The 21848-nt window shown below is 70.1% G+C and carries 25 protein-coding genes; 13 read left to right on the top strand and 12 right to left on the bottom strand.

Annotated elements, in window-relative coordinates:
* Positions 1-69 precede the first annotated feature (69 nt).
* Positions 70-549, top strand: coding sequence for a hypothetical protein (locus ACFFJC_RS16890; protein ID WP_379488664.1), 480 nt, complete (start codon positions 70-72; stop codon positions 547-549).
* 67 nt (positions 550-616) lie between these two features.
* Here ACFFJC_RS16890 and ACFFJC_RS16895 read toward each other — a convergent pair whose 3' ends face one another.
* The 6 genes from ACFFJC_RS16895 to thiC all read right to left on the bottom strand — a co-directional run bounded on the left by ACFFJC_RS16895 (position 617) and on the right by thiC (position 5110).
* A complete protein-coding gene (locus ACFFJC_RS16895) occupies positions 617-1003 on the bottom strand; it encodes a DUF4440 domain-containing protein (protein WP_379488665.1) in 387 nt (128 codons plus the stop codon).
* Positions 1000-1302 carry a YciI-like protein gene (locus ACFFJC_RS16900; protein WP_379488666.1) on the bottom strand — a complete coding sequence of 101 codons (303 nt, stop codon included), beginning with the start codon at positions 1300-1302 and terminating at the stop codon, positions 1000-1002. Before ACFFJC_RS16900 ends, ACFFJC_RS16895 begins: the two co-directional genes overlap by 4 nt.
* A gap of 70 nt (positions 1303-1372) precedes the next feature.
* A complete protein-coding gene (locus ACFFJC_RS16905) occupies positions 1373-1993 on the bottom strand; it encodes a hypothetical protein (protein WP_379488667.1) in 621 nt (206 codons plus the stop codon).
* 50 nt (positions 1994-2043) lie between these two features.
* Complete coding sequence (locus ACFFJC_RS16910) at positions 2044-2802, bottom strand: DUF72 domain-containing protein (RefSeq protein ID WP_379488668.1); 759 nt, start codon at positions 2800-2802, stop codon at positions 2044-2046.
* Complete coding sequence (locus ACFFJC_RS16915) at positions 2802-3092, bottom strand: hypothetical protein (RefSeq protein ID WP_379488669.1); 291 nt, start codon at positions 3090-3092, stop codon at positions 2802-2804. The genes ACFFJC_RS16910 and ACFFJC_RS16915 overlap by 1 nt, the downstream gene beginning before the upstream one ends.
* A gap of 158 nt (positions 3093-3250) precedes the next feature.
* Positions 3251-5110: a phosphomethylpyrimidine synthase ThiC gene (thiC, locus tag ACFFJC_RS16920; protein ID WP_379488670.1), complete on the bottom strand. Its 1860-nt coding sequence runs from the start codon at positions 5108-5110 to the stop codon at positions 3251-3253.
* A 206-nt stretch (positions 5111-5316) separates the two neighbouring features.
* On the opposite strand from thiC, the gene ACFFJC_RS16925 reads away from it, so the two are divergent.
* The 3 genes from ACFFJC_RS16925 to ACFFJC_RS16935 all read left to right on the top strand — a co-directional run bounded on the left by ACFFJC_RS16925 (position 5317) and on the right by ACFFJC_RS16935 (position 6933).
* On the top strand, positions 5317-5943 hold the full coding sequence (locus ACFFJC_RS16925) for an SOS response-associated peptidase family protein (RefSeq protein WP_379488671.1): 627 nt from the start codon (positions 5317-5319) through the stop codon (positions 5941-5943).
* Positions 5944-6016: 73 nt separating this feature from the next.
* A complete protein-coding gene (locus ACFFJC_RS16930) occupies positions 6017-6604 on the top strand; it encodes a uracil-DNA glycosylase family protein (RefSeq protein ID WP_379488672.1) in 588 nt (195 codons plus the stop codon).
* Positions 6605-6633: 29 nt separating this feature from the next.
* Positions 6634-6933 (top strand): transcriptional regulator, encoded by a 300-nt coding sequence (locus ACFFJC_RS16935; protein ID WP_379488673.1) that lies wholly within the window; start codon positions 6634-6636, stop codon positions 6931-6933.
* Positions 6934-6952: 19 nt separating this feature from the next.
* Here the strand turns inward: ACFFJC_RS16935 and ACFFJC_RS16940 are convergent, their stop codons facing one another.
* Together ACFFJC_RS16940 and ACFFJC_RS16945 are read right to left on the bottom strand one after the other, a co-directional pair.
* Complete coding sequence (locus ACFFJC_RS16940; RefSeq protein WP_379488674.1) at positions 6953-7792, bottom strand: MipA/OmpV family protein; 840 nt, start codon at positions 7790-7792, stop codon at positions 6953-6955.
* A 76-nt stretch (positions 7793-7868) separates the two neighbouring features.
* Entirely contained in the window at positions 7869-8420 is a 552-nt protein-coding gene (locus tag ACFFJC_RS16945; RefSeq protein WP_379488675.1) for a GNAT family N-acetyltransferase, read from the bottom strand.
* Between the two features lie 61 nt (positions 8421-8481).
* Here ACFFJC_RS16945 and crtY point away from each other — a divergent pair, with 61 nt between their 5' ends.
* From crtY to ACFFJC_RS16975, 6 genes are all read left to right on the top strand, one after another.
* A complete protein-coding gene (crtY, locus tag ACFFJC_RS16950; protein WP_379488676.1) occupies positions 8482-9696 on the top strand; it encodes a lycopene beta-cyclase CrtY in 1215 nt (404 codons plus the stop codon).
* Positions 9697-9698: 2 nt separating this feature from the next.
* On the top strand, positions 9699-11177 hold the full coding sequence (locus tag ACFFJC_RS16955; RefSeq protein ID WP_379488689.1) for a phytoene desaturase: 1479 nt from the start codon (positions 9699-9701) through the stop codon (positions 11175-11177).
* Entirely contained in the window at positions 11174-11611 is a 438-nt protein-coding gene (locus ACFFJC_RS16960) for a T6SS immunity protein Tdi1 domain-containing protein (RefSeq protein ID WP_379488677.1), read from the top strand. Before ACFFJC_RS16955 ends, ACFFJC_RS16960 begins: the two co-directional genes overlap by 4 nt.
* Position 11612: 1 nt before the next feature.
* Positions 11613-12206, top strand: coding sequence for an LOG family protein (locus ACFFJC_RS16965; RefSeq protein WP_379488678.1), 594 nt, complete (start codon positions 11613-11615; stop codon positions 12204-12206).
* Between the two features lie 43 nt (positions 12207-12249).
* On the top strand, positions 12250-13218 hold the full coding sequence (locus ACFFJC_RS16970) for a phytoene/squalene synthase family protein (protein WP_379488679.1): 969 nt from the start codon (positions 12250-12252) through the stop codon (positions 13216-13218).
* An 84-nt stretch (positions 13219-13302) separates the two neighbouring features.
* Positions 13303-13449: a lmo0937 family membrane protein gene (locus tag ACFFJC_RS16975; RefSeq protein ID WP_379488680.1), complete on the top strand. Its 147-nt coding sequence runs from the start codon at positions 13303-13305 to the stop codon at positions 13447-13449.
* Between the two features lie 56 nt (positions 13450-13505).
* On the opposite strand, the gene ACFFJC_RS16980 is transcribed toward ACFFJC_RS16975, so the two are convergent.
* Positions 13506-14771, bottom strand: coding sequence for a multidrug effflux MFS transporter (locus tag ACFFJC_RS16980; protein WP_379488681.1), 1266 nt, complete (start codon positions 14769-14771; stop codon positions 13506-13508).
* Positions 14772-14862: 91 nt separating this feature from the next.
* On the opposite strand from ACFFJC_RS16980, the gene dinB reads away from it, so the two are divergent.
* On the top strand, positions 14863-15984 hold the full coding sequence (dinB, locus tag ACFFJC_RS16985) for a DNA polymerase IV (protein WP_379488682.1): 1122 nt from the start codon (positions 14863-14865) through the stop codon (positions 15982-15984).
* A gap of 339 nt (positions 15985-16323) precedes the next feature.
* On the opposite strand, the gene ACFFJC_RS16990 is transcribed toward dinB, so the two are convergent.
* The 3 genes from ACFFJC_RS16990 to lptB form a co-directional block, all read right to left on the bottom strand.
* Entirely contained in the window at positions 16324-17019 is a 696-nt protein-coding gene (locus ACFFJC_RS16990) for a TonB family protein (protein ID WP_379488683.1), read from the bottom strand.
* A gap of 175 nt (positions 17020-17194) precedes the next feature.
* The gene (gene rpoN / locus ACFFJC_RS16995) at positions 17195-18736 is read right to left on the bottom strand and encodes an RNA polymerase factor sigma-54 (protein WP_379488684.1); all 1542 of its coding nucleotides are present in this window, start codon (positions 18734-18736) and stop codon (positions 17195-17197) included.
* Between the two features lie 122 nt (positions 18737-18858).
* A complete protein-coding gene (lptB, locus tag ACFFJC_RS17000; RefSeq protein ID WP_379488685.1) occupies positions 18859-19650 on the bottom strand; it encodes an LPS export ABC transporter ATP-binding protein in 792 nt (263 codons plus the stop codon).
* A gap of 199 nt (positions 19651-19849) precedes the next feature.
* Between lptB and ACFFJC_RS17005 the strand changes: the two genes are divergently transcribed.
* Positions 19850-20275 carry a hypothetical protein gene (locus tag ACFFJC_RS17005; protein ID WP_379488686.1) on the top strand — a complete coding sequence of 142 codons (426 nt, stop codon included), beginning with the start codon at positions 19850-19852 and terminating at the stop codon, positions 20273-20275.
* A gap of 110 nt (positions 20276-20385) precedes the next feature.
* The gene (locus ACFFJC_RS17010; RefSeq protein WP_379488687.1) at positions 20386-21732 is read left to right on the top strand and encodes a TldD/PmbA family protein; all 1347 of its coding nucleotides are present in this window, start codon (positions 20386-20388) and stop codon (positions 21730-21732) included.
* Positions 21733-21848: the final 116 nt, after the last annotated feature.

Below are 21848 nucleotides of genomic sequence, written 5' to 3' on the forward strand. Positions count from 1 at the left end.
TTCTGTGTTCATTCAGCGCGCCGACAGCCGTCCGGGAGCAGACCAGCGTCGCATGGCACTGGAGGCTCGATGACGGCGGGAAAGCTGGCTCTGTTGCTCATCGTCGGCGGCCTCGCCGGCGCCGCGTTCGCGAGCCTGAGCACAGGCTCGCTGCGAAGCTACACGCAAGGCTCACCCTCGGCACCTGCGTCCGCTCTTGCGCAGCAGGAGGCGCCGACCGGGCGATCGTGGCTCGACGAAGGGTTGACGGTCCTGCAATCGCCCGCCTGGCCCTTTGGCGAGCGCGAGTGGAACCCGGATCCACCCCGGCAAGCCGGCGACTATCCAGCACCCGAGTACGGTGCGCCCGGCCGCTGGGAGGATGAGGACCAAGGCGGCGAGCGCTATCGCGAAGTGGAACCCTGGCCCCAGGACGAGCTTGGAGCCGCGGTGCAGGACGCCGAGCCGCTGGAGCCGCCTATGGACCCGCGCGACGCAGCTGCAGCCGAGGCGGCACGCCGGGCCCAGGATACGGCGCGGGACGTGCTCGCCGCGGAGCACGGTTCGTAGCACAAGCCTGGAACGCGCGCCGCTTACGCGCCGGCCCCGGTGCCGCGCGGGCAGGCTTCAGGCGCTTTCAAGCCAGGGTGGTGAAGATCTCCGCCTCGATCACCCACTCCCCAGCGACTTGGCGCCACTTCGCGGCATAGACGCCCGAGGCGAGAGGCGCGTCCGAGTCGGCCTTCGTGCCCTGCCAGTGTCCATGCTCCATGGCGACCGGCTCTACCGGCGAGACCGTCACGCTCTCTGGCATGCGCACATAGACCAGCCGCTCCGCATGCGCGAACTCGCGCCGCCAGACCTTCACTTGCGCCAGTCGGCCAGCGATCAATGCACTGTCGGAGCCGGTCACCATGGCACAGCCTGTGGCGAGGATGGGCCCGATCGCCGCCGCGTCACCTTCGGCGATCGCCCGGTTGAAGGCGGCCCGGCGCGCGCGGATGGCAAGCTCTGCGGCGCTCAAGCCCGCACCGGCGCGGCAGCACCCTCCCCCACCACCGTGACCCAGCGGCGGACGTGCCACCGCTCGACAAGGCCGGCAGTAACGTAGGGGTCCGCCCGCGCGAAGCGCTCGGCAACCTCGGGCCCTTCTCCCGCGAACAGCAGCATCGCCGTGTCGAGAGGGTCCTCGACCGCTCCTCCGAGCAGGAGTTCGCCGCTTGCGGCAGCGTCCCACGCTAGGTCCAGGTGTTCGGCGCGTAATGCCGGACGGCGCTCCAGGTAGTCGGGCGCGAGATGATAGATCAGCAGGTAGTGGTTCATCGGAAACGATCATGCCCGTGACCGGCCGCCGCGAAAAGACCCACGAAGGCGATCCGCGACCGGGACGCGATCAGAGGCACCCCTCGACATAGGCGAGCACCGGCATCTCGCCCACGTGGATCAGCCCGACCCGCCGGTCGGCGTCGATCTCGAAGCGCAGCGCCGATTCGCCCGGCCTTGCATTGGGGGCCGTGAGGTACTTTGCGGGCGGGTCATGGTACTTGTGGCCTTCCTCGCGGAAGCCGGCGAACCACGCCTTCACCTCCGCCTCGCTGTCTCCCACGCCAATACCCTCTGCCAGCTTCACGCTCGAGCGCGCGCCCAGCGTGATCCGGCGGACCTTGCCGTCGACGACGATCGCGTAGACGCCGGGATAGTCCGGCGAGCTGACCTCGGTGCAGGTGTCGCTCGCCTGCGCTCCCCGCGCCGCCCACCGACCGCCGCCGGGGAGCGGCTGTCCCACACGCAAGGGTCCCAGGCCTTCGAGGCCCAGCACGGTGGCCGTTGCGGGCGACGAAGGCGCGGCGCTGGAAGCGGACGCCGCCCGCGTCGCCTCCGCGGTCACGACCGCCTGCGCACGATCCTCCGCGACGCGCGTGGCAGAGCGGGCGGCGTCGGGATCCGCCTTCTCCGAAGAGCAGGCGGCGAGCGGAAGCAGGAGAACGGCGGCGAGAGCGGCAGTCTGTCTCATCCTGCGACAACGAGCGCAAAGGCGCGAAGTTGCGGTTACCCGGATCCGGCCTAGTACCCTCCGAGACGGCCGATCAAGGACATCGCCGCGGCCGGCGCGCGCTCCTTCGCGCCATTGATGAAGAATGCGAAGACCTCGCGCCCGGCCTCGGCATAGCCGCGCAGACGCTGGGCCCAGTCGTCCAACTCGGCTTGTGGGTAGCCCTGCTCCAGTTGAGAGCGCGCGTTCTGCAGACGGAGATAGACGAAGGGCGCCTCTCCGCCCTCGGCTTCCGGGGCCTGGAGCGCCGGGTACTTGGCGGAATCGGCGAGCACGACGGCAACCCCGGCCTCGCGGCACAAGGCGAAGAATGCCGGATCGTCGAAGCTGCCATGCCTTGGTTCGATGGCATGGCGCAGACGCAACCCTTCGTGCGCCTGCGGCAGCAGCGCGAGAAAGGCGGCGATCTCGTCGGCATCGAACGCCTTGGTGGCGGCGAGCTGCCAGTTGATCGGCCCGAGCTTGTCGCCCAGCTCGACGAGGCCCTGCGCCATGAAGTTGCCCACGCTCTCGCCCGCTTCCGACAAATCCTTGCGGTTGGTGCAGTACCGCGACCCCTTGAGAGCGAAGCGGAAGCCCTCGGGCACGGCATCGCGCCACTTGGCGAAACTGGCCGCGCTCTGGCGGCGGTAGAAGGTGGCGTTGACCTCGGTGGCGGTGAGATGCTCGCCCACGTAGGCCAGCTCGCGCGCCTTGGGCAGGCCAGGGGGGTAGAAGGTTTCGCGCCAGGGCTCGTAGGTCCAGCCGCCGATGCCGATGTGGATCGCCATCAGCTGCGCCGCGCCAGCCGCCTGCGGTTTGCCGCGACCTTGCGTCGGTAGTGCCGAACAACCTTGTGGACGTTCCTCTCGGGCGCCGCGAGCCCTGCGGTGGCCCACATCATGCCCACTTCGGCAGCGGCCTTCACCTTTTCCGATACCATCAGCGCATTCTCGCGGTCGCTGCCGCGGCCGGTCATCATGTCGGTGGTGCGCATGCCCACGACCACCATGCTCTCGGCCCAGAGCCAGTAGCTGTCGTGCGCCAGCTTCATCCAATCGGCAGCGGGATTGCGTGGCATGTATTCTCCTGAGCCCTGCTCGGAGGCCACCCTAGCAGGCTGCGGTCCTTGCGCGAAGGCACGGTCTCCGCATTTTTCCTGCCAGGCCGACCCGCAAGCACGGTTCCCGTCCTTGCGGGTCAGCCCGTGGCGGATGCCCCGCCACGGGTCTGCAGCGCTCAGTCGTGCTCGCGACCGCCCGCGCCCATGTACAGCTCGCTGCCGCTCTCCTTGAACACCTTGCTCATCTCGGCCATGCCCGCCTCGGCATCCTCGGCCGCGACGAAGGTCTCCACCGGCTGGTTCTGCTTCGCGGCGAACTCACGCACCTCCTGCGTGATCTTCATCGAGCAGAACTTGGGCCCGCACATCGAGCAGAAGTGCGCCGACTTGGCGCCTTCCGCGGGCAGGGTCTGGTCGTGGTACTGCTCCGCCGTGTCGGGATCGAGCGACAGGTTGAACTGGTCCCGCCAGCGGAACTCGAAACGCGCGCGGCTGAGCGCGTCGTCGCGGACTTTCGCCGCGGGGTGCCCCTTGGCGAGGTCGGCGGCGTGGGCGGCCAGCTTGTAGGTGACCACGCCCACCTTCACGTCGTCGCGGTCGGGCAGGCCGAGGTGCTCCTTGGGCGTGACGTAGCAGAGCATCGCCGTGCCGTACCACCCGATCATGGCCGCGCCGATGCCGCTGGTGATATGATCGTAGCCGGGCGCAATGTCGGTGACGAGCGGCCCGAGGGTGTAGAACGGCGCCTCGCCGCAGGCCTGGAGCTGCTTCTCCATGTTCTCCTTGACCTTGTGCATCGGCACGTGGCCCGGCCCCTCGATCATCACCTGCACGTCCTGCGCCCAGGCGCGCTTGGTCAGTTCGCCCAGCGTGTAGAGCTCGGCGAACTGCGCCTCGTCGTTGGCGTCGGCGATCGAGCCGGGGCGCAGGCCATCGCCTAGCGAATAGGCGACGTCGTAGGCCTTCATGATCTCGGTGATCTCGTCGAAGCGCTCGTAAAGGAACGACTCCTTGTGGTGCGCCAGGCACCACTTGGCCATGATCGAGCCGCCGCGGCTGACGATGCCGGTCACGCGCTTGGCGGCAAGCGGCACGTAGGGCAGGCGCACGCCGGCATGGATGGTGAAGTAGTCCACCCCCTGTTCGGCCTGCTCGATCAGGGTGTCGCGAAAGACTTCCCAGGTCAGGTCCTCGGCGATGCCGCCCACCTTCTCCAGCGCCTGGTAGATCGGAACCGTGCCGATCGGCACGGGCGAGTTGCGGATGATCCATTCACGCGTGTCATGGATGTTGCGACCGGTGGACAGGTCCATGACGGTGTCGGCGCCCCAGCGGATCGACCAGACCATCTTGTCGACCTCGCTCGCCACGTCCGAAGCGACCGCGGAGTTGCCGATGTTGGCGTTGATCTTCACCAGGAAATTGCGGCCGATCGCCATCGGCTCGCTTTCGGGGTGGTTGATGTTGCTGGGGATGATGGCGCGACCGCGAGCCACTTCGTCGCGCACGAACTCAGGCGTCACGTAGTCGGGGATCGACGCGCCCCAGTCCTGCCCGTCGCGCACGTGGTCCTTCAACATCGCGCGGCCAAGGTTCTCGCGCTCGGCCACGTATTCCATCTCGGGCGTGATGATGCCGCGCCGGGCGTAGTGCATCTGGCTGACGTTGGCGCCGGGCTTCGCCCGCAGCGGGCGCCTGACGACGTTCGGAAAGGCCGGGACGCCGGCCGAGCGGTCCGGCCCCTTGAGGCCGTTGTCCTCGGGCTTCACCTCGCGGCCGGCATAGTCCTCGACGTCACCGCGATCCACGATCCATGCGCGTCGCTTGGCCACCAGGCCGGCGGAGATGTCGATCGTCGCCTCGGGATCGGTGTAGGGGCCGGAGGTATCGTAGACGCGCACCGGCGCTTCGCCGCTGCCGGGTTCCAGGTGGATCTCGCGCATGGCGACGCCCAGCGGGCCGACGTGGATCTTGCGGCTTCCGCGGATCGGACCGGTGGTGACACCGATCTCGAGCTTGGAGTTGATGTCGGCCATGGTGCGCTTCTCTCTCCTGGGGGCGGAAAGGAGGCGGACTACCGGCCTGAAATCCTCAAGGCGGCGCTCCACTCCCTCCGCCCGTGCTAACGGGTTCAGGTTCGACGGGTCTTGTGGAGCATACCCACAACTCTCAGCCCTGCTGGCTCCCCGGGGGTCGGGCGAATGATAGACGGCCTGGCAGCGCAGGTCTAGGGGCTTGGCCGATGACCGTGCTCTATCGCCTCGACGCAGCCGCCCTGGACGTGGCCCGCAGCTTCGGGGCGCAGGCGGGCAGTGACCCGTGGTCGGGCGGCTATATCGCGCCGGGGCAGTTCGCACCCGTGATAACGGCCGGGCGCGAAGCCATCGCCGGTCCGCGGCCGCAGCACCGTGCGCCGCGCCGGTTGATCCCGCGCCTGTGGGGCGTGCCCCCGCCGCCCTCCGTCCTCGAGGAGCGCGGGATCCTCACCGTGCGCAATCTCGAGAGCCCGTTCTGGATCGGCAACTTGCGCAACAGCGAGTTCCGCTGCCTCGCCCCCGCGACGGCCTTCATGGCCTGGAGCCGCGCCTCTGCGGTCGACGGGAAACGGCGGCAGGCCTGGTTCGGCTGCACCGACCAGCCCGTCTTCGCGATGGCCGCGGTGTGGAAGGACAGCGAGATACCCTCGTTCGCCCTGCTCGCCTGCGAGGCGAACGCCGCTCTGCGGGCCGAGGGCCGGGAGACCATGCCGGTAATCCTGCCGCCCGACCCCGCCGCCTGGGCGCTGTGGCTCAACGGGGGATGGGACCGGGCGCAGGGATTGGTGGCACCTTACTCCTCGTCGCTGATGGAGGAACTCCGGGCGCGTTGAGGCGAGCGGCGAGCTTTGCGAGGAAACGCCCGCGCCTTGCGGAGGCGCGAAGCGAACGCCATCTGCAAGGGACATGACCGCGCCCCTCGCCACCCTGCTCACAGAGATCCGGTCCTGCCGCCTGTGCGCGGATGCGCTCGGTTTCGAGCCGCGGCCGTTCGTCGCTGCGAGCCCCGGCGCGCGGCTGCTGATCATCGGACAGGCGCCTGGGAGCAAGGTCCACGCCAGCGGCATCGGCTGGGACGACGATAGCGGGGATCGGCTGCGCGGCTGGCTGGGGCTGGACAAGGCGACCTTCTACGACACCGAGCTGATCGCGCAGATGCCCTCGGGCTTCTGCTACCCGGGCAAGGCGAGCGGCGGCGACAAGCCGCCCCGCCCCGAGTGCGCGCCGCGCTGGCACGCGTCGCTGCTCGCCGCGCTGCCGGAGCGCCGCCTGACGCTGCTGGTCGGGCAGTACGCGCAGAAGCGCTACCTTCCCAAGGGGTTCGCGCCCAACCTCACCGAGGCCGTGCGGCGATGGCGCGAGGCGCCGGAGGGCTTCTTTCCCCTACCCCATCCGGCCTGGCGCAGCCGGCTGTGGATGGCGAAGCATCCCTGGTTCGAAGCGGAAGTGCTGCCGGCGCTGCGCGAGCGCGTCGCACGCGTTCTCGGTCGCTGACTTTCCAATCTGGAAAATTATCGCTTGTGGTGCTGCACCCGCCCGCCCGGCTGCAGATCGCTGCGGTCCTCGCGCGGACCTCGCAGGCCGAGTTCGCGCGGCTGCGCGAGATCACGCGGGTGTCGGATTCGGTGCTGTCCAAGCATCTCTCGGCCTTGGTCGAGGCGGGCTACGTGCACCTGACGAAGGCAGCGCTGGACGGGCGGCAGCGCACCTGGGCCAGCTTCACCGCCAGCGGCCGCGCGGCCTTTTCCGGGCACATGCGAGCGCTGCAGGCCATCGTCTCGGCGGCGGGCGAGAGCGATACCGAGGCTTCCTCCCGGCCCTGACCGGGAGGAAGCGCGCGGTTCAGAAGGTGTAGGCGATGCCGGCGCCGACGCTCCACTGGTCGGCGTCGCCGCGGATCGCGGTGAAGGGAGAGTCCTCGCCATCGTTCAGCATGCGGGTGTAGTTGAGGCCGCCGAACGCGGCGAAGCCGCCGTCGCGCAAGTCGCCGGAGAGGTCGTAAGCCACCATTAGCGTGGCGTTAGCGCTGTCCCAGCCGCCCTTGGCCCCGTACACGGGCAAGCCGCTCGCGGCGCTCTGGCCGGGAGTTACCGAGTAGTAGTAGCCCGCGTAGTCGTCGTCGACATGGCGGGCACCCACGTTCAGCATGACCAGAGCGGCGGGGCTGAGGGGGGTCGCATAGGAGATGTTGGGCACCCATACCATGCCCTTGTAGGCGCCGTTGACGTCCCACTTCACGTCGACCGAGAACGACAGCGAATCGTAGTCATTGAGCAGCTTGTAGCCGGTGATACCCCCGCTCACGCCCAGCTCGATCGCGGTGTCCAGCTTGCCCGCCGCCTTGACCACGTCGTCCTTGATCTGGCGGTTGCGGTTGAAGGTGACGCTCGCCACCGGGCCCAGCGACAGGCCGATGCGGGAATCGCGGTTGTCGGGCACGAAGTCCAGCGCCACGCCCGAGATGCGCGGATTGATGTCGACCCCCGCGACCTTGCCGCGCACCAGCGGGATCGGCGAGAACACGTAGTCGTCCGAGCCCCGGTAGCTCGGGTTGTAGACACCGCCGACGCCGACGGTGATGTGGTCTCCATCGAAGACCGATTCGGCAGGAGCCTCCTGCGCCGCGGCGGGGACGGCGCAGGCCACGGCACCGAGGGCGAGGAACGATTTGAGCAGGCGCATCCGCATGTACTTTCCCTGTTGTTTCGCGCGCAACGCTCGAAGCGCGCCGCAGTTGCAGGGACCGGGTTCGGCGCGGTCAGGCGGGCAGGGTCTCGTTGCCCGGGCCAAGCTTGCGCTGCATCAGGAACACGTCGATCCACTGGCCGTGCTTCCAGCCCGCCCCCGCGAGCGTGCCCACGGGCAGGTATCCGGCCCGGGCGTGGAGCACCACCGAGGCCGGCTCGGACGCGGCGATGACGGCGAAGGCCTGGCGGAAACCGCGCCGCTCGCATTCTGACAGCAGGGCCTGCAGCAGCCGGCTGCCGATCCCGCGACCCAGGCTGTCGGCCCGCACGTAGATCGTCGTCTCGACACTGTAGCGATAGCCCACGCGCGGGCCATAGCGGTGCGCGAAGCCGAAGCCGAGCACCCGGCCGCTGCCGCCCGGGCCGTCGCGCATGACCAGGAAGGGATAGCCGCCCTCGGCCAGTTCGCGCATGCGGCGCGCCGATTCCGCCTCGTCGGGCGGCTCGGTCTCGAACGTCGCCGTGCTCTCCAGCACGTAATGCGCATAGATCTCGGCTATTGCGCCCGCATCCCCCGGCGATGCGTCGCAAATGGTCAGTTCCCCTGTCATCGTCACGAACATGCCGCAAAGCGGGGAACCTGCCAAGTTGCGGCAATCGTTCGCAGCCCCTAAACGGACCGCGATGCAGCAAGCACAGCGCGACAGCGGCCCTCAAGCCTTCACCGACATCGCGATCCTGGGCGGCGGCCTCGCCGGGAGCCTGATCGCGCTGGCCATGGCGGCGCACCGCCCCGAGCTGTCGGTCACGATCTTCGAGCGGGGCGAGCGGCTGGGCGGGCGCCATGTCTGGTCGTTCTTCGCCAGCGACCTTCCGCGGGGCGGGGAGGCGCTGGTCGATCCCCTCGTCGCCGCGCGCTGGGACGGCTACTCGGTGCGCTTTCCCGGCCTCCGGCGGCAACTCACCACTCCCTACCGCAGCATCACCAGCGCGCGCCTCGACGCCGCGGTGCGCGCCGTGCTGCCGCCAGAACGCATCGTGGCGGGGGTGGACGTGGCCGCCGCCGAGGCGCGCGGCCTGGTGCTCGCCGACGGGCGGCGCTTCTCGGCCGGTGCGGTGATCGACGCGCGCGGCAGCCATGGGCTGGCCCACATGGCGGGCGGCTGGCAGAAGTTCGCCGGGCGCGCGCTCTGCCTCTCCGCGCCGCATGGCCTGACCGGGCCGGTGGTGATGGATGCCACCGTGGAGCAGATCGACGGCTACCGCTTCGTCTACTGCCTGCCCTTCTCCGCGACCGAGGTCTTCGTCGAGGACACCTACTATTCCGACACCCCCGATCTCGACCTGCCGGTGCTGCGGCACCGGATCGACGCCTACGCGGCGCGCGCCGGCTGGACCGTGGAGCGCGTCGACTACGAGGAGACGGGCGTGCTGCCGGTGATCGCGCAAGGGGACTTCGACCGCTTCTGGGCCGAGGGCGGCGCGCTCCCCCGCGCCGGCGTGCGCGCCGCGCTGGTCCATCCGCTGACCTCCTACTCGATTCCCGATGCCGTAAGATTCGCCCTCTACCTCACCACTCTCGACAATCTCTCGGCCGAGCGCCTAGGAAGGATCAGTCATGACTGGGCCGCACAGCACTGGCGCGAGAGGCGCTTCTACCGCATGTTGAGCCGGATGCTCTTCGGTGCCGCCGAGGGCCCGCAACGCTGGCGCATGCTGGCGCGCTTCTACGCCCTGCCCGAAGCCCTGATCGAGCGGTTCTACGCCGGCCGCTCCACACCGCTCGACATGGCGCGGATCCTTGCCGGCCGCCCGCCCGTGCCGGTGGGCGCAGCCATCGCCAGCCTCGCCGGAAAGGGACGCCCGCTCGCCGATCTCGCCGCGGCGGGGGGCCTATGACCGTGAAGCGGGCCTGCGTGATCGGCGCCGGCTTCGGCGGCCTCGCGCTCGCGGTGCGCCTGCAGAGTGCGGGCATCGCCACGACGCTGATCGAAGGGCGCGAGAAGGTGGGCGGGCGCGCCTACGTGTGGGAGCGGGAGGGCTTCACCTTCGATGCCGGGCCGACCGTCGTCACCGACCCGGACTGCCTGCGCGAACTCTGGGCGCTGTCCGGCCACGATATCGCCGACGACGTCACGCTGATGCCGGTCTTCCCCTTCTACCGCCTCAACTGGACCGACGGCACCACCTTCGACTACTCGAACGACGAAGGCGCGCTGCGCCGGGAGATCGCCCGCGTGGCACCCGACGACCTCGCCGGCTACGAGGAGTTCGAACGCTACTCCGCCGGGGTCTGGCAAGAAGGGTACGTCAAGCTGGGGCACGAGGCGTTCCTCGACTTCTCCAGCATGATCAAGGCGGCACCCGCGCTGGCCCGCTACCAGGCCTGGCGCTCGGTCTATTCGATGGTCTCCCACTTTGTGAAGGACGAGCGCCTGCGCCAGGCGCTCTCGTTCCACACGCTGCTGGTCGGCGGCAACCCGATGAGCACCAGCGCCATCTACGCGCTGATCCACAAGCTGGAGAAGGACGGCGGGGTCTGGTGGACCAAGGGCGGCACCAACCGCCTCGCGCAGGGCATGGCGGCGCTGTTCCAGCGGCTCGGCGGCACGCTGCGGACCGGCGACAAGGCCGTGCGGATCCACACCGTGGGCGACCAGGTGAGCGAGGTCGAGTGCGCGAGCGGCTGGCGCGAGCGGTTCGACGCCGTCGCCTCCAACGGCGACCTGATGCACACCTATTCGCAGCTCCTGGGAGAGACCATCCGCGGCAAGCAGATGGCCGCCCGCCTGGCGCGCAAGCGCTTCTCGCCCAGCCTCTTCGTGGTGCATTTCGGAGTGGAGGGGACCTGGCCGGGCATTCCCCACCACACGATCCTGTTCGGACCGCGCTACCAGGGGCTGCTGGACGACATCTTCGAGAACGGCGTGCTGCCGCGCGACTTCTCGATCTACCTGCATCATCCCACCGTCACCGATCCCTCGATGGCGCCGGCGGGCAAGAGCACCTTCTACGCGCTGGTGCCCGTGGCCCACATGGGCAAGCTGCCGATCGACTGGGCCGAAGTCGGCCCGGTCCTGGAGCGACGGGTGCTGGCCGAGGTCGGCCGCCGGCTGATCCCCGACATCGAGGACCGCATCGTCACCCGCTTCCACTACGCGCCGCCGGACTTCGAGGCGGACCTTGGCGCCTGGAAGGGCAATGCCTTCAGCCTGGAGCCCCTGCTGACGCAGAGCGCCTTCTTCCGCGGCCACAACCGCGACGACAAGCTGAAGAACCTCTACCTCGTGGGCGCAGGGACCCACCCGGGGGCGGGCATCCCCGGCGTCGTCGGCAGCGCCAAGGCGACCGCCAAGCTGATGCTGGACGACCTGCGGTGAGCCGCGCGGTCAACGCACTCAATGCCGCCTGGGGCTGGACCGGGGTCGCTTTCGCGGAAGTGGTCGCGCATAGCCTGATGGGGCACATGCTGGTGACCGACGGCGCCGGGACCTTCCACTACCTCGATCCCGAACTCGGCAGCGTCGCCCGGCTGGGCGACGAGGCCGCGGCGCGCGCGCACATGGCGCGCGAGGAGACGCAGGTGATCTGGCGTGCCGACGCGCTGGTCGATGCGGCCGCGGCGCGGCTCGGCCCGCCGGCGCCCGGCGAAGTCTTCAGCCTGGCGCTTCCCGCGCTGCTCGCAGGCGACTATGCGCCCGAGAACCTCGTCAGGATCGACCTCGTCGAGCTGATCCATCTTACCGGCGACCTTGCCCGGCAGACGCGCGATCTGCCGGACGGGGCGCACGTCAACATCAAGGTATCCCACTGACATGAAGCGTCTCGCCGTCTATTGCGGTTCCGCCACTCCCGCCGATCCGCGCTACATCGAGCTCGCCCGCGACGTCGGTACCGCGCTGGCGCAGCAGGGCATCGGCGTGGTCTACGGCGGCGGCCGGCTCGGCTTGATGGGCGCCGTCGCAGGGGCGGCGCTGCTGGCCGGGGGCGAAGTCATCGGCGTGATCCCCGAGGCACTCGTCGGCGGCCAGGGCCGCGGCGGCGAAGTGGCCAACTACGACTGCGAGCTCACCATCGTGGGCACCATGCACGAGCGCAAGGCCGAGTTCACGCGCCTGTCCGACGGCTTCCTGGTGCTGCCGGGCGGGGTCGGCACCATGGACGAGCTGTGGGAAGCGGTGAGCTGGTCGCAGCTGGGCTATCACAGCAAGCCGGTGGGCATTCTCAACGCCTTCGGCTTCTACGACGGCCTGCTCGCCTTCAACCGCCACATGGCCGAAGTCGGCTTCGTGCGCCCGGCGCACCAGGGCATCATCATGGACGACACGCAGCTCGACCCGCTGCTCGCGCGCATGCGCGCCTACCAGCCGGTGGTGCCGATCGTGCGCATGGATCCGAGCACGCTGTGAGCCGTTCCTGCGCCACCGGCAGGCCGCCGCGGCGCCCGGTCGCATGAGCCCTGCGCAGCCCGACCGCGCCGCCCTCGTTTCCGCCGCCCGGGAGTCGATCCGCAAGGGCTCTAAGAGCTTCGCCGCGGCCAGCCGCCTGTTCGACCGCACGACGCGCGAGCGCGTCTGGCTGCTCTACGCCTGGTGCCGCGCCTGCGACGACATCGCCGACGAGCAGGACCACGGCCGGGCCGCCGCTCCGCGGCCGCTGGGCACGCGGCTCGACGCCGAATCGCGGCTGGCGACGATCCGCACTCTGACCGAACTGGCGATGGCCGGCGAGGAGACCGGCTCCCCGGCCTTCGACGCACTAGCCGTGCTGATGCGCGAAACCCCGGTGACCCGCCCGATGGTGGAGGACGTGCTCGCCGGCTTCGCGCTCGACGCGGCCGACTGGCGCCCGCGCACCGAGGCGGACCTGCTGCGCTACTGCTACCACGTGGCCGGGGCGGTGGGCGTGATGATGGCCGCGGTGATGGGCGTGCCCGCGGAAGACGAGGACACGCTCGACCGGGCCTGCGACCTCGGGCTCGCGTTCCAGCTCGGCAACATCGTGCGCGACGTCTGGGAGGACGACGCCAACGGGCGCTGCTACCTGCCGCAGGAGTGGCTGGCCGAAGCGGACATTCCCCCGGGCGAGGTTACCAAGCCGCACTACCGCCACGCCCTGGTGCCGCTGGTGGCGCGGGCCTGCGCGATGGCGCGCGCCTACGAGGCCTCGGCCCGGGTGGGCGCCGGCCGCCTCGCCTTCCGCCAGCGCTGGGCCGTGCTCTCGGCCGCGGAGATCTACGGCGGCATCGCCCGCGAGGTGGAGCGCCGCGGCGCGCATGCCTGGGACCACCGGGTGCGCGTCGGCGCGGGGGCCAAGCTGGCAATGGTGCTCAAGGCGCTGGGGCAGGCGCGGGGCCAGCCGGCCGCCGCGGCCAAGCCCGCGCCCTCCCGCCGCGAGCTGGCGGCGATGGCGCGCCGCTAGGCCGCGTAACAATCCAGCAACACGCTCGGGAGCCTCTCGGCGCCCGGCGCGTTCCTCCGGGGACATACCTCGGGAGAAACCGCAATGCTCTTCACAATCGCCGCCATTCTCTTCGTGCTCTGGCTGCTCGGGTTGGTCGTGTTCAAGGTCTCGACCGGGCTGATCCACCTGCTGCTGGTGATCGCCATCATCGTCGGCCTGATCCAGCTGTTCCGCGGCCGCAGGGTCTAGTCCCGCCGCAATTCTGGCGCCGCGGTCCTGCCGCCGCGGTCTTGCCGCCGCGCGCCTCAGTGCCCCACGGGCGGAGGCGCGTTGCGGTAGTACTCGGGCGGGTTGACGCGCCGGAACAGCCGTCCCCGCTCCGAATAGAGCACCAGCAGCAGCGCGACGAGCCCGCAGGCCACCATGCCGCCGACCACCACCCGCGCGGTCCCGTCGTAGGCCTGCCCGATCAGCGAGCCCAGCACCGCGCCTAGCACGACGCGCACGAACGCCATCACCGAGGCCGCCGCGCCCGCGATCCGCGCGAAGGGCTGGAGCGAGATGGCCTGGAAGTTCGAGCCCAGGAAGCTCATCATGCACATGCTGAGCGTCATCAGCGGCAGGAAGGTCCACAGGTCCTCGCCCCTAAACGCCAGCACCAGGTGGACCGCGGCCAGGACGATGTAGAACAGCAGCGCGGCGTGCGAGACGCGGCGCGCCCCGAACCGCTCGACGATGCGCGCGTTCATGAAGTTGGTGCTCGCCATGACGAGCGCCATGCCCCCGAAGATCACCGGGAACCACGTTCCGGCCCCGAAGTGCTCGCCCACCAGCTGCTGCGCGCTGTTGAGGTAGCCGAACAGCGCCCCCTGCACGAAGGCCGCGCCCAGGAAGTAGCCGAAGGCGGCGCGCTCGCGCAGGGCGAGCGCCATGTTGCCGGCGATCACACCCAGCTTCACCGGCTGGCGGAAGCGCGGGTCGAGCGTCTCGGGCAGGCGGATCCAGGCCCAGGCGAAGACCGCTGCGGCCAGCCCGCCCATGATCCCGAAGATCCAGCGCCACCCGGCGAACAGCAGCACCGACTGGCCCAGCATCGGCGCGATCATAGGCACCACCATGAAGGTCATCGCCACTAGCGACTGGGTGCGCGCCATGCGGTCCCCCTCGAAGCGGTCGCGCAGGATGGTCATGGGCATCACCATCATCGCCGAGGTGACCAGCCCCATCACCCCGCGCGAGATCAGCAGCAGCTCGAAGCTGGCCGCCACCGCGCACACGACGGAGAGCAGCACGTAGGCCGCGATCGCGCACAGGACCACGGTCCGGCGCCCGAAGCGGTCCGCCAGCGCCCCGGGGAATAGCGAGCCCAGGCCCGAGCAGATCAGGAACACGCCGATGATGAGCTGCCGCTGGTTGGGGTCCTCCAGCCTGAGGTCGCGGCTGATCGCGCCCAGCGCCGGCAGCATGACGTCGATCGCCAGCGCCTGGAGCGCCTGGAACGACGCCATCATGGCAACGAATTCCAGTTCCTTCATCGGGAACTGGGCGGGTCTGGCATCGGGGGAATGCATCGTCAGGCGCCATGCCGCAGATGGCCATATTCCGCCAGTCCTATTACGCCGCCTGTGGCGCTTTTGCCGCCGGGGAGCGTATAGGGCAGGCATGCCGCCACAGGACGATCATGCCGGGACCGAGGATGAGGAAGCGGCCGGCCTGCGCAAGATCATCCATGTCGACATGGACGCCTTCTACGCGAGCGTGGAGCAGCGCGACGATCCTGCCCTGCGCGGACTGCCGGTGGCGGTGGGGGGCTCCTCCGGACGCGGGGTGGTGGCGGCGGCCAGCTACGAGGCGCGCCGATTCGGCGTGCGGTCGGCCATGCCCTCGGGACGGGCGCTCCGGCTCTGCCCGGAGCTCGTCTTCCGCAAGCCGCGCTTCGAGGTCTACCGCGCGGTCAGCCAGCAGATCCGCGCCATCTTCCTCGACTACACCCCCCACGTCGAGCCGCTCTCGCTCGACGAGGCCTATCTCGACGTCACCGCGGACATCAAGGGCATCGGCTCCGCCACCCGCATCGCGCAGGAGATCCGCCAGCGCATCCGTGCAGAGACGCAGCTCACCGCCAGCGCCGGCGTCTCGTACAACAAGTTCCTGGCCAAGCTCGCCAGCGACCAGAACAAGCCCGACGGCCTGTGCGTCATCCGGCCCGGCGAGGGCGCGGCCTTCGTGGCCAGCCTGCCGGTCCGCCGCTTCCACGGGGTCGGGCCGCGCGGCGCCGAGAAGATGGCGCGGCTGGGCATCGAGACCGGGGCGGACCTCGCCGCCCGGGATCTCGCCTTCCTGCGCGCGCACTTCGGCAGCTTCGCCGAATACCTGTTCCGCGCCGCCCGCGGAGTGGACCTGCGGCGCGTCCGGGCGGACCGCCCGCGCAAGTCGGTGGGCGGCGAGCGCACCTTCTTCGAGAACATCGAGGATCCGCAGGTGCTGCGCGAGACCATGGACCACATCGTCGACGTGGTCTGGGAGCGCATCGAACGCGCGCAGGCGCAAGGGCGCACGGTGACGCTGAAGCTGCGCTATGCCGATTTCCAGACCCTCACCCGCGCCCGCTCGCTGGCCCATTTCGTGTCCGGCAAGGCGGAGTTCGCGGCGCTCGGCCATGCCCTGCTGCAGGAGCAGTTGCCCCTGCCCCAGCCGATCCGGCTCATGGGCCTGACGCTCTCGGCCCTGGCGCAGCCCGGGCACGACGCGCGCACCGCCGACGGTCAGCTTTCGCTGCTCTGACGCTGCCGGCCACGAGGGAGGCCGCCAACGAGGCCCGCTGCCAACGCAGAAGGGTGCCAACGCAGAAGGGCGCCAACGCAGAAGGGCGGCCCTTGCGGACCGCCCTTGGCCGGGGACACGACCTCTAAACGAGGGGTCGCCCGATCGGTTCCCGCCTCTCCCTCTCCCTCCCGCGCATTCCCACCGTGCGAAAGAGGGTCCTCCCCGGCCGCTCATGAGGGACAGGACCGGGAAGGACAGGTCAGCCGCGCCAGGGTGGCGCGATGGGCGAGGCCGACGGGATCGGTTCGGGTCAGGGGGGAAGTCCCGTAAAACGCCCCGAAGGCCGGCCGTGGGCCGTCAGTCGTTCGGAATCACCCAGCGGATGGTCCCTTCGTACGTGCCCCCGACCTTTTCGCCCGTGGCGTCGCTCGCCGCGTCGAATCGCGCGCGCTTGGCGACGTTGCGGCAGGTCGCGGCATCCAGCCCGGGAAAGCCGCTCGACTGGGTGACGGTGCAGCCCGAGACGCGACCCGAAGCGTCGATGCTCAGGCGGAATCGCACGGTGCCGGTATGCCCGGCGCGAATGTCCGCGGTGGGATAATCCTCGGTCGTGACCCAGCGCGCCGCATCGCCGCGGGGCCGCGCGGCCCTGGGCGCGAAGCGCGCCGGCGGGTCGCTGGGCAGCACCGGCTCGATCACCAGGTCCTGCCCGCCCTCGACCCCGCCGGTGGGCAGCACGGGATCGACTACGACACCGGTGAAGACCGGATCGGGATCGAGCGCCAGCCTGCGCTCGGGCACGCGGGGCTGCGCTTGCTGCGTTGCCGGCTGCTGCGGCAGCTCGGCCGATTCGACCAGCTCGGGCGGAATCGGCTGGGTGGGATAGAGGTGCGTCGGCAGGTGGCGCGGCTTGTCGGGCGGGAAGAAGTTCACCGCCAGGCCGTTGACCAGCGCGAGCGCGAGCCCGCCCTGGATGAGAGCGACGACGCCGCCGGTCAGCGCCTTGTTGCGCCGAGCGTTGTCGCCGCCGGAATTCCTGTCGACGTAAGACATGGACATCCTCTCCTTATTGCGGGCCATGTACCTGCGCGTTGCCGCCGCCTGGCTCCTTCAATGACAGGAGAGTATCACAACCTAACCACTTGGGAATTACTTTCCCCGTTCGGCATCCATTATTTAACGCAGTTTGCTTATCATGTGCATGCTGAGTTCCCGCCGCGATGCAGCATCATCGCGCGCCCGCCAGTGCTTTCTGGCGTCGGCGCTGGACCGAGCTGCCAAGGCCGATCGCCTCCCGGTACTTCGCCACCGTGCGTCGCGCCAGTTCGAAGCCCCGCGCCTTCAGCAGTTCCACAAGCGCGTCGTCGGACAGGATCGCGCGCGGGTCCTCGGCCTCGATCAGCTGGCGGATGGCGGCCTTGACCGCTTCGGCGGAGGCGCCGCCCTCCCCATCCGCGGAGGCGACGCCCGATCCGAAGAAGTACTTCAGCTCGTAAGTGCCGCGGGGGCAGTGCAGGAACTTGTTGGAGGTGACGCGGCTGACGGTCGATTCGTGCATGCCGATCGCCTCCGCCACCGTCCGCAGCGTCAGCGGGCGAAGCTGCGAGACGCCGTGGCGAAAGAAGCCGTCCTGCTGCTTCACCAGCTCGGCCGCGACCTTGAGGATGGTCTTCTGCCGCTGGTCCAGCGCCTTGATGAGCCAGTTGGCATCGGCCAGCTTGTCCGAGAGCCAGGCGCGCGAGGCCTTGTCGTCGCACGCGCCCCTGAGCTCCACGTAATAGCCGCGATTGACGATCAGCCGCGGCAACGTCGCCTGGTTGAGCGCGATGTCCCAGCCGCCGTCGCTGCGCGGCGCCACCAGGACGTCGGGCGTGACGGCGCTTCCGGGCTCCCCGCCGAAGCGCAGCCCGGGCTTGGGATCGTAGCCGCGCAGCTCGGCGAGCATCTCGGCGAAGTCTTCGTCATCGACGCCGCAGAGGCGCTTGAGCCGGGCGATCTCGCCGCGCGCCAGGAGATCGAGGTTGTCGATCATCTTCGCCATCGCCGGGTCGTGACGATCCGCCTCCCGTGCCTGCAGCGCGATGCATTCCGAAAGCGTGCGCGCGCCCACGCCGGTGGGATCGAGCGACTGTACCAGCGCCAGGCCGGCCTCCACGTCCGCCAGCGCCAGGCCAAGGTCGCCTGCCAGCTCGGCCAGGCTCACCGGCAGGTAGCCGGCCTCGTCAAGCTGGCCGACGATGTAATGCGCCACGCCGGCGGTCAGCGGGTCGCGCGCCGCGGCGCCGATCTGCGCCTCCAGATGCTCGGCCAGTGTGCCGGCCAGCGCTGCCCGCTGCTCGATCGCCGGCCCCTCCTCCGCGGCGCCGGCGCGCAGCCCGGCGCCCCAGCCGGCATCGTCCCAGCCGGCATCGTCCCAGCCTGCATCTTCCCGCCGCTGGCCATCGCCGGTGTCGCGGTCGCTGTCGAGCGCGGCGGGATCGATGTCGAGCGGCCGGTCGACGGCGGCGTGCCCCTCGCCCATCAGGCGGTCGACACCCGAGGTTTCGAGCGCCGTGCTGCGCGGTGCGGCAGCGTCGGGCGGCAGCTCTCCCGCGTCACCGGACGGCGCCGGCCCGCCCACGTCGAGCAGGGGGTTGCCCTCCAGCGCCTCGCCGATGAAGGTCTCGATTTCCAGGTTGGACAGCGCCAGCAGCTTGATCGCCTGCTGGAGCTGCGGCGTCATCACCAGCGACTGGCTCTGCCTGAGATCCAGGCGTGGCCCCAGAGCCATGGCTCAGGCGCTCGTGCGATGATCCTTCGACAAGCTCAGGACGAGCGGGCCAAGGACCTCCATCCCCGCGCCCCCGCGTGCTGCGCGTGTCGAAGCACCGGCACTCCGAGCGCCCTTGAGGATCACAGCGTGAAGCCTTCGCCCAGGTAGAGCCGGCGGACGTTCTCGTCCGCGACGAGCGCCTCGGGGCTGCCGGCGAAGAGCACCTGGCCGCCGTAGATGATGCAGGCCCGATCGACGATGTCGAGCGTCTCGCGCACGTTGTGGTCGGTGATGAGCACGCCGATGCCGCGCGTCTTGAGGTCGCGCACCAGGTCGCGGATGTCCGAGATCGAGAGCGGGTCGATGCCGGCGAAGGGTTCGTCCAGCAGCATGATCGACGGCTTGGCGGCCAGGGCGCGCGCAATCTCGCACCGCCGGCGCTCGCCGCCCGACAGCGCCATCGCCGGGCTGGAGCGCAGCCGCGTGAGCCCGAACTCGTCGAGCAGGCGGTCCAGCTCGGCCCGGCGCACGTCGCGGTCCGGCTCGTTGAGCTCGAGCACCGCGGCGATGTTCTGCTCCACCGTCAGCCCGCGGAAGATCGAGGTTTCCTGGGGCAGGTAGCCCAGGCCGAGGATCGCGCGGCGGTACATGGGGAGCCGGGTGACGTCGACGCCGTCCATCAGGATTCGCCCGGAGTCCGGCCGCACCAGTCCCATGATCGAATAGAAGCAGGTGGTCTTGCCCGCGCCGTTGGGGCCGAGCAGGCCGAGGACCTCGCCCTTGGCGACCGAGAGCGAGATGTCGGTGAGCACCGCACGCTTGTCGTAGCTCTTGGCGATCGAGATCACTTCGAGTCCGCCGTTCTCGGCAAGGAGCGCCGAATCCGTGGCGCTGGTGGCGTGCTCCTGCGGGTGATCGGTGCGTGCGGTCATCGGGCCGGGCTTAACGCAGGCGAGCATGGCACCGCAAGCCGGCAATTCCGCCTAGGCGCGGCATTGGAGGAGACCCGAGCTGTCGCGTCGCGGCGGCCGCGAAGCGCCTTCGCACTTGCAAAAGACGGAACTGAACTTGCCATGAACATGATTCAGTGATCTACTTCCGGGGAAAAAAGAGGACGAGGAGATCGCCCTGATGGACAGGATGACGGACCATGGAGCGCATCAGCGCGCGCTCAGTTCCACCTCCGGCATGTCGCGGCCGGACCCCCTTGCCGGGCACCGCACGACGGTGATCGACTGGCGCCGCAAGATGAGCGACCACATCGCTTACGCCCTGCTGGTCTATACGGCGCTGCAGATCTTCGTGACGATCGGTGCGCTCAAGTCGGAAGGCGGATCGCTGCTGCCTTACTTCGCGCTGGTGATCCTGGTGGTCGCCATCATCCCGGCCTGCCGCCGCTTCGAATCACGCTGGAACCGGCTGACCGACGAGCAGGCCCACGACCCGGCCCTGGCGCCCTATTACCGGCGCGACCGGCTCGGGCTGTGGGCGCTGGCCATCGGCCTTCCCTTCGCACTCACCGCGCTGTTCAAGGGCCTGGCCATCGCCTTCGCCTGAGCGCGCACCCCGCCCCCGGTATCCTGCCCTCCCTGCAACTCGGGTTTGCCCTGCGCGTTCGTGCCGACTAGGGCTGCGCGCGTAGAGGCACTCGGGAGTTCACAGGCACGATGCTCAATCCGGACCAGGCCAGGGAGCGCGCGCTCGATCTGGTGGAGCGCGCGCGCCGCGCCGGAGCGGACGCCGCCGACGCGGTCTATGGCGCCAGCGCCTCCGAGGGCATCCAGGTGCGCCTCGGCAAGCTGGAGGACGTCGAGCGGTCCGAAAGCGAGCACATCGCGCTGCGCGTCTTCGCCGGCCGCCGTTCGGCCAGCATCGGATCGTCCGACCTGTCGCTCGCCGCGCTCGACGAGCTCGCCGCGCGCGCCATCGACATGGCCCGCGCCGCGCCGGAGGACGCCTATGCGGGGCTGGCGCCGCAGGACCTGCTGACGACCGCCGCCGGGCCCGAGCTCGACCTCGTCGACCCGTCCGAGCCCTCACCCGAGGCGCTGCGGGCCATGGCTCTCGAAGCCGAGGACGCCGCACGGGCGGTGCCCGGCGTGTCCAACTCCGACGGCGCGACGGCGAGCGCGGGGCAAGGCGTCTTCGCGCTGGCGACCAGCCACGGCTTTTCGGGGGCCTACGGGTCCACCAACCATTCGCTCAGCGCCTCCGTGGTTGCGGGCGAGGGCGCGGCCAAGCAGCGCGACAACGCCTGGCGCAGCGCCCACCACGGCGCCGACCTGCCCTCGCCCGCGGAGATCGGCCGCCTGGCGGGCGAGCGCGCGGCCGCCAAGCTCAACCCCGGCCGCATGAAGAGCGGCGCCATGCCGGTCGTGTTCGACCCGCGCGTCTCCGGCTCGCTGGTGGGCCACCTGCTGGGCGCCATCACCGGCAGCGCGGTGGCGCGCCGCTCCAGCTTCCTGCTGGACAAGCTGGGGGCGCAGATCTTCGCGCCCGGCATCCTGATCGCCGAGGATCCCCACATCCGGCGCGGCCTGCGATCGCGCCCGTTCGACGGCGAGGGCCTGGCCACGCGCGCGCGCGCGCTGGTCGAGGACGGCCGCCTGAGCGGATGGCTGCTCGATTCCGCTTCGGCGCGGCAGCTCGGGCTGGCCCCCACCGGCCACGCCGCCCGCCACGGCGGCGGCGCCCCGGGCGTGACCACCGGCAACGTCCACCTCGCCGCGGGAGAGCTCACCCCGGCCGCGCTCATGGCCGACATCGCCGACGGCGTCTACGTGACCGAGCTGATCGGCCAGGGCGTGAACGGCGTCACCGGTGACTACAGCCGCGGGGCCGCGGGCTTCCGGATCGTCGACGGCGTGCTGGCGGGCCCAGTGGCGGAATTCACGGTCGCGGGCAACCTGCTCGCCATGTTCGCGCAGCTCACCCCCGCCAACGACCTGGAGTGGTATCGCGCGGTCAACGTGCCGACGGTGCGGGTGGACGGCATGACGGTGGCCGGAGACTGACCGGTGCGGCGCCGGCTCGTCATCGGCACGGGCCCGCGCATCCCGCGTTCCGGGCGATCGTTGTCCTGGGAGAGAAGACTGGAGCGGGCGAAGGGATTCGAACCCTCGACCCCAAC

Origin of the sequence: Novosphingobium soli (genome assembly GCF_042432915.1) — a bacterium.
Lineage (GTDB): Bacteria > Pseudomonadota > Alphaproteobacteria > Sphingomonadales > Sphingomonadaceae > Novosphingobium > Novosphingobium soli.

Coding starts and splice junctions, on each gene's coding strand:
- ACFFJC_RS16890 (WP_379488664.1), top strand. CDS start 70: ATGACGGCGGGAAAGCTGGCTCTGTTGCTCATCGTCGGCGGCCTCGCC.
- ACFFJC_RS16900 (WP_379488666.1), bottom strand. CDS start 1,302: ATGAACCACTACCTGCTGATCTATCATCTCGCGCCCGACTACCTGGAG.
- ACFFJC_RS16905 (WP_379488667.1), bottom strand. CDS start 1,993: ATGAGACAGACTGCCGCTCTCGCCGCCGTTCTCCTGCTTCCGCTCGCC.
- ACFFJC_RS16910 (WP_379488668.1), bottom strand. CDS start 2,802: ATGGCGATCCACATCGGCATCGGCGGCTGGACCTACGAGCCCTGGCGC.
- ACFFJC_RS16915 (WP_379488669.1), bottom strand. CDS start 3,092: ATGCCACGCAATCCCGCTGCCGATTGGATGAAGCTGGCGCACGACAGC.
- thiC (WP_379488670.1), bottom strand. CDS start 5,110: ATGGCCGACATCAACTCCAAGCTCGAGATCGGTGTCACCACCGGTCCG.
- ACFFJC_RS16925 (WP_379488671.1), top strand. CDS start 5,317: ATGACCGTGCTCTATCGCCTCGACGCAGCCGCCCTGGACGTGGCCCGC.
- ACFFJC_RS16930 (WP_379488672.1), top strand. CDS start 6,017: ATGACCGCGCCCCTCGCCACCCTGCTCACAGAGATCCGGTCCTGCCGC.
- ACFFJC_RS16940 (WP_379488674.1), bottom strand. CDS start 7,792: ATGCGCCTGCTCAAATCGTTCCTCGCCCTCGGTGCCGTGGCCTGCGCC.
- ACFFJC_RS16945 (WP_379488675.1), bottom strand. CDS start 8,420: ATGTTCGTGACGATGACAGGGGAACTGACCATTTGCGACGCATCGCCG.
- crtY (WP_379488676.1), top strand. CDS start 8,482: ATGCAGCAAGCACAGCGCGACAGCGGCCCTCAAGCCTTCACCGACATC.
- ACFFJC_RS16965 (WP_379488678.1), top strand. CDS start 11,613: ATGAAGCGTCTCGCCGTCTATTGCGGTTCCGCCACTCCCGCCGATCCG.
- ACFFJC_RS16970 (WP_379488679.1), top strand. CDS start 12,250: ATGAGCCCTGCGCAGCCCGACCGCGCCGCCCTCGTTTCCGCCGCCCGG.
- ACFFJC_RS16975 (WP_379488680.1), top strand. CDS start 13,303: ATGCTCTTCACAATCGCCGCCATTCTCTTCGTGCTCTGGCTGCTCGGG.
- ACFFJC_RS16980 (WP_379488681.1), bottom strand. CDS start 14,771: ATGCATTCCCCCGATGCCAGACCCGCCCAGTTCCCGATGAAGGAACTG.
- dinB (WP_379488682.1), top strand. CDS start 14,863: ATGCCGCCACAGGACGATCATGCCGGGACCGAGGATGAGGAAGCGGCC.
- ACFFJC_RS16990 (WP_379488683.1), bottom strand. CDS start 17,019: ATGTCTTACGTCGACAGGAATTCCGGCGGCGACAACGCTCGGCGCAAC.
- rpoN (WP_379488684.1), bottom strand. CDS start 18,736: ATGGCTCTGGGGCCACGCCTGGATCTCAGGCAGAGCCAGTCGCTGGTG.
- lptB (WP_379488685.1), bottom strand. CDS start 19,650: ATGACCGCACGCACCGATCACCCGCAGGAGCACGCCACCAGCGCCACG.
- ACFFJC_RS17005 (WP_379488686.1), top strand. CDS start 19,850: ATGGACAGGATGACGGACCATGGAGCGCATCAGCGCGCGCTCAGTTCC.
- ACFFJC_RS17010 (WP_379488687.1), top strand. CDS start 20,386: ATGCTCAATCCGGACCAGGCCAGGGAGCGCGCGCTCGATCTGGTGGAG.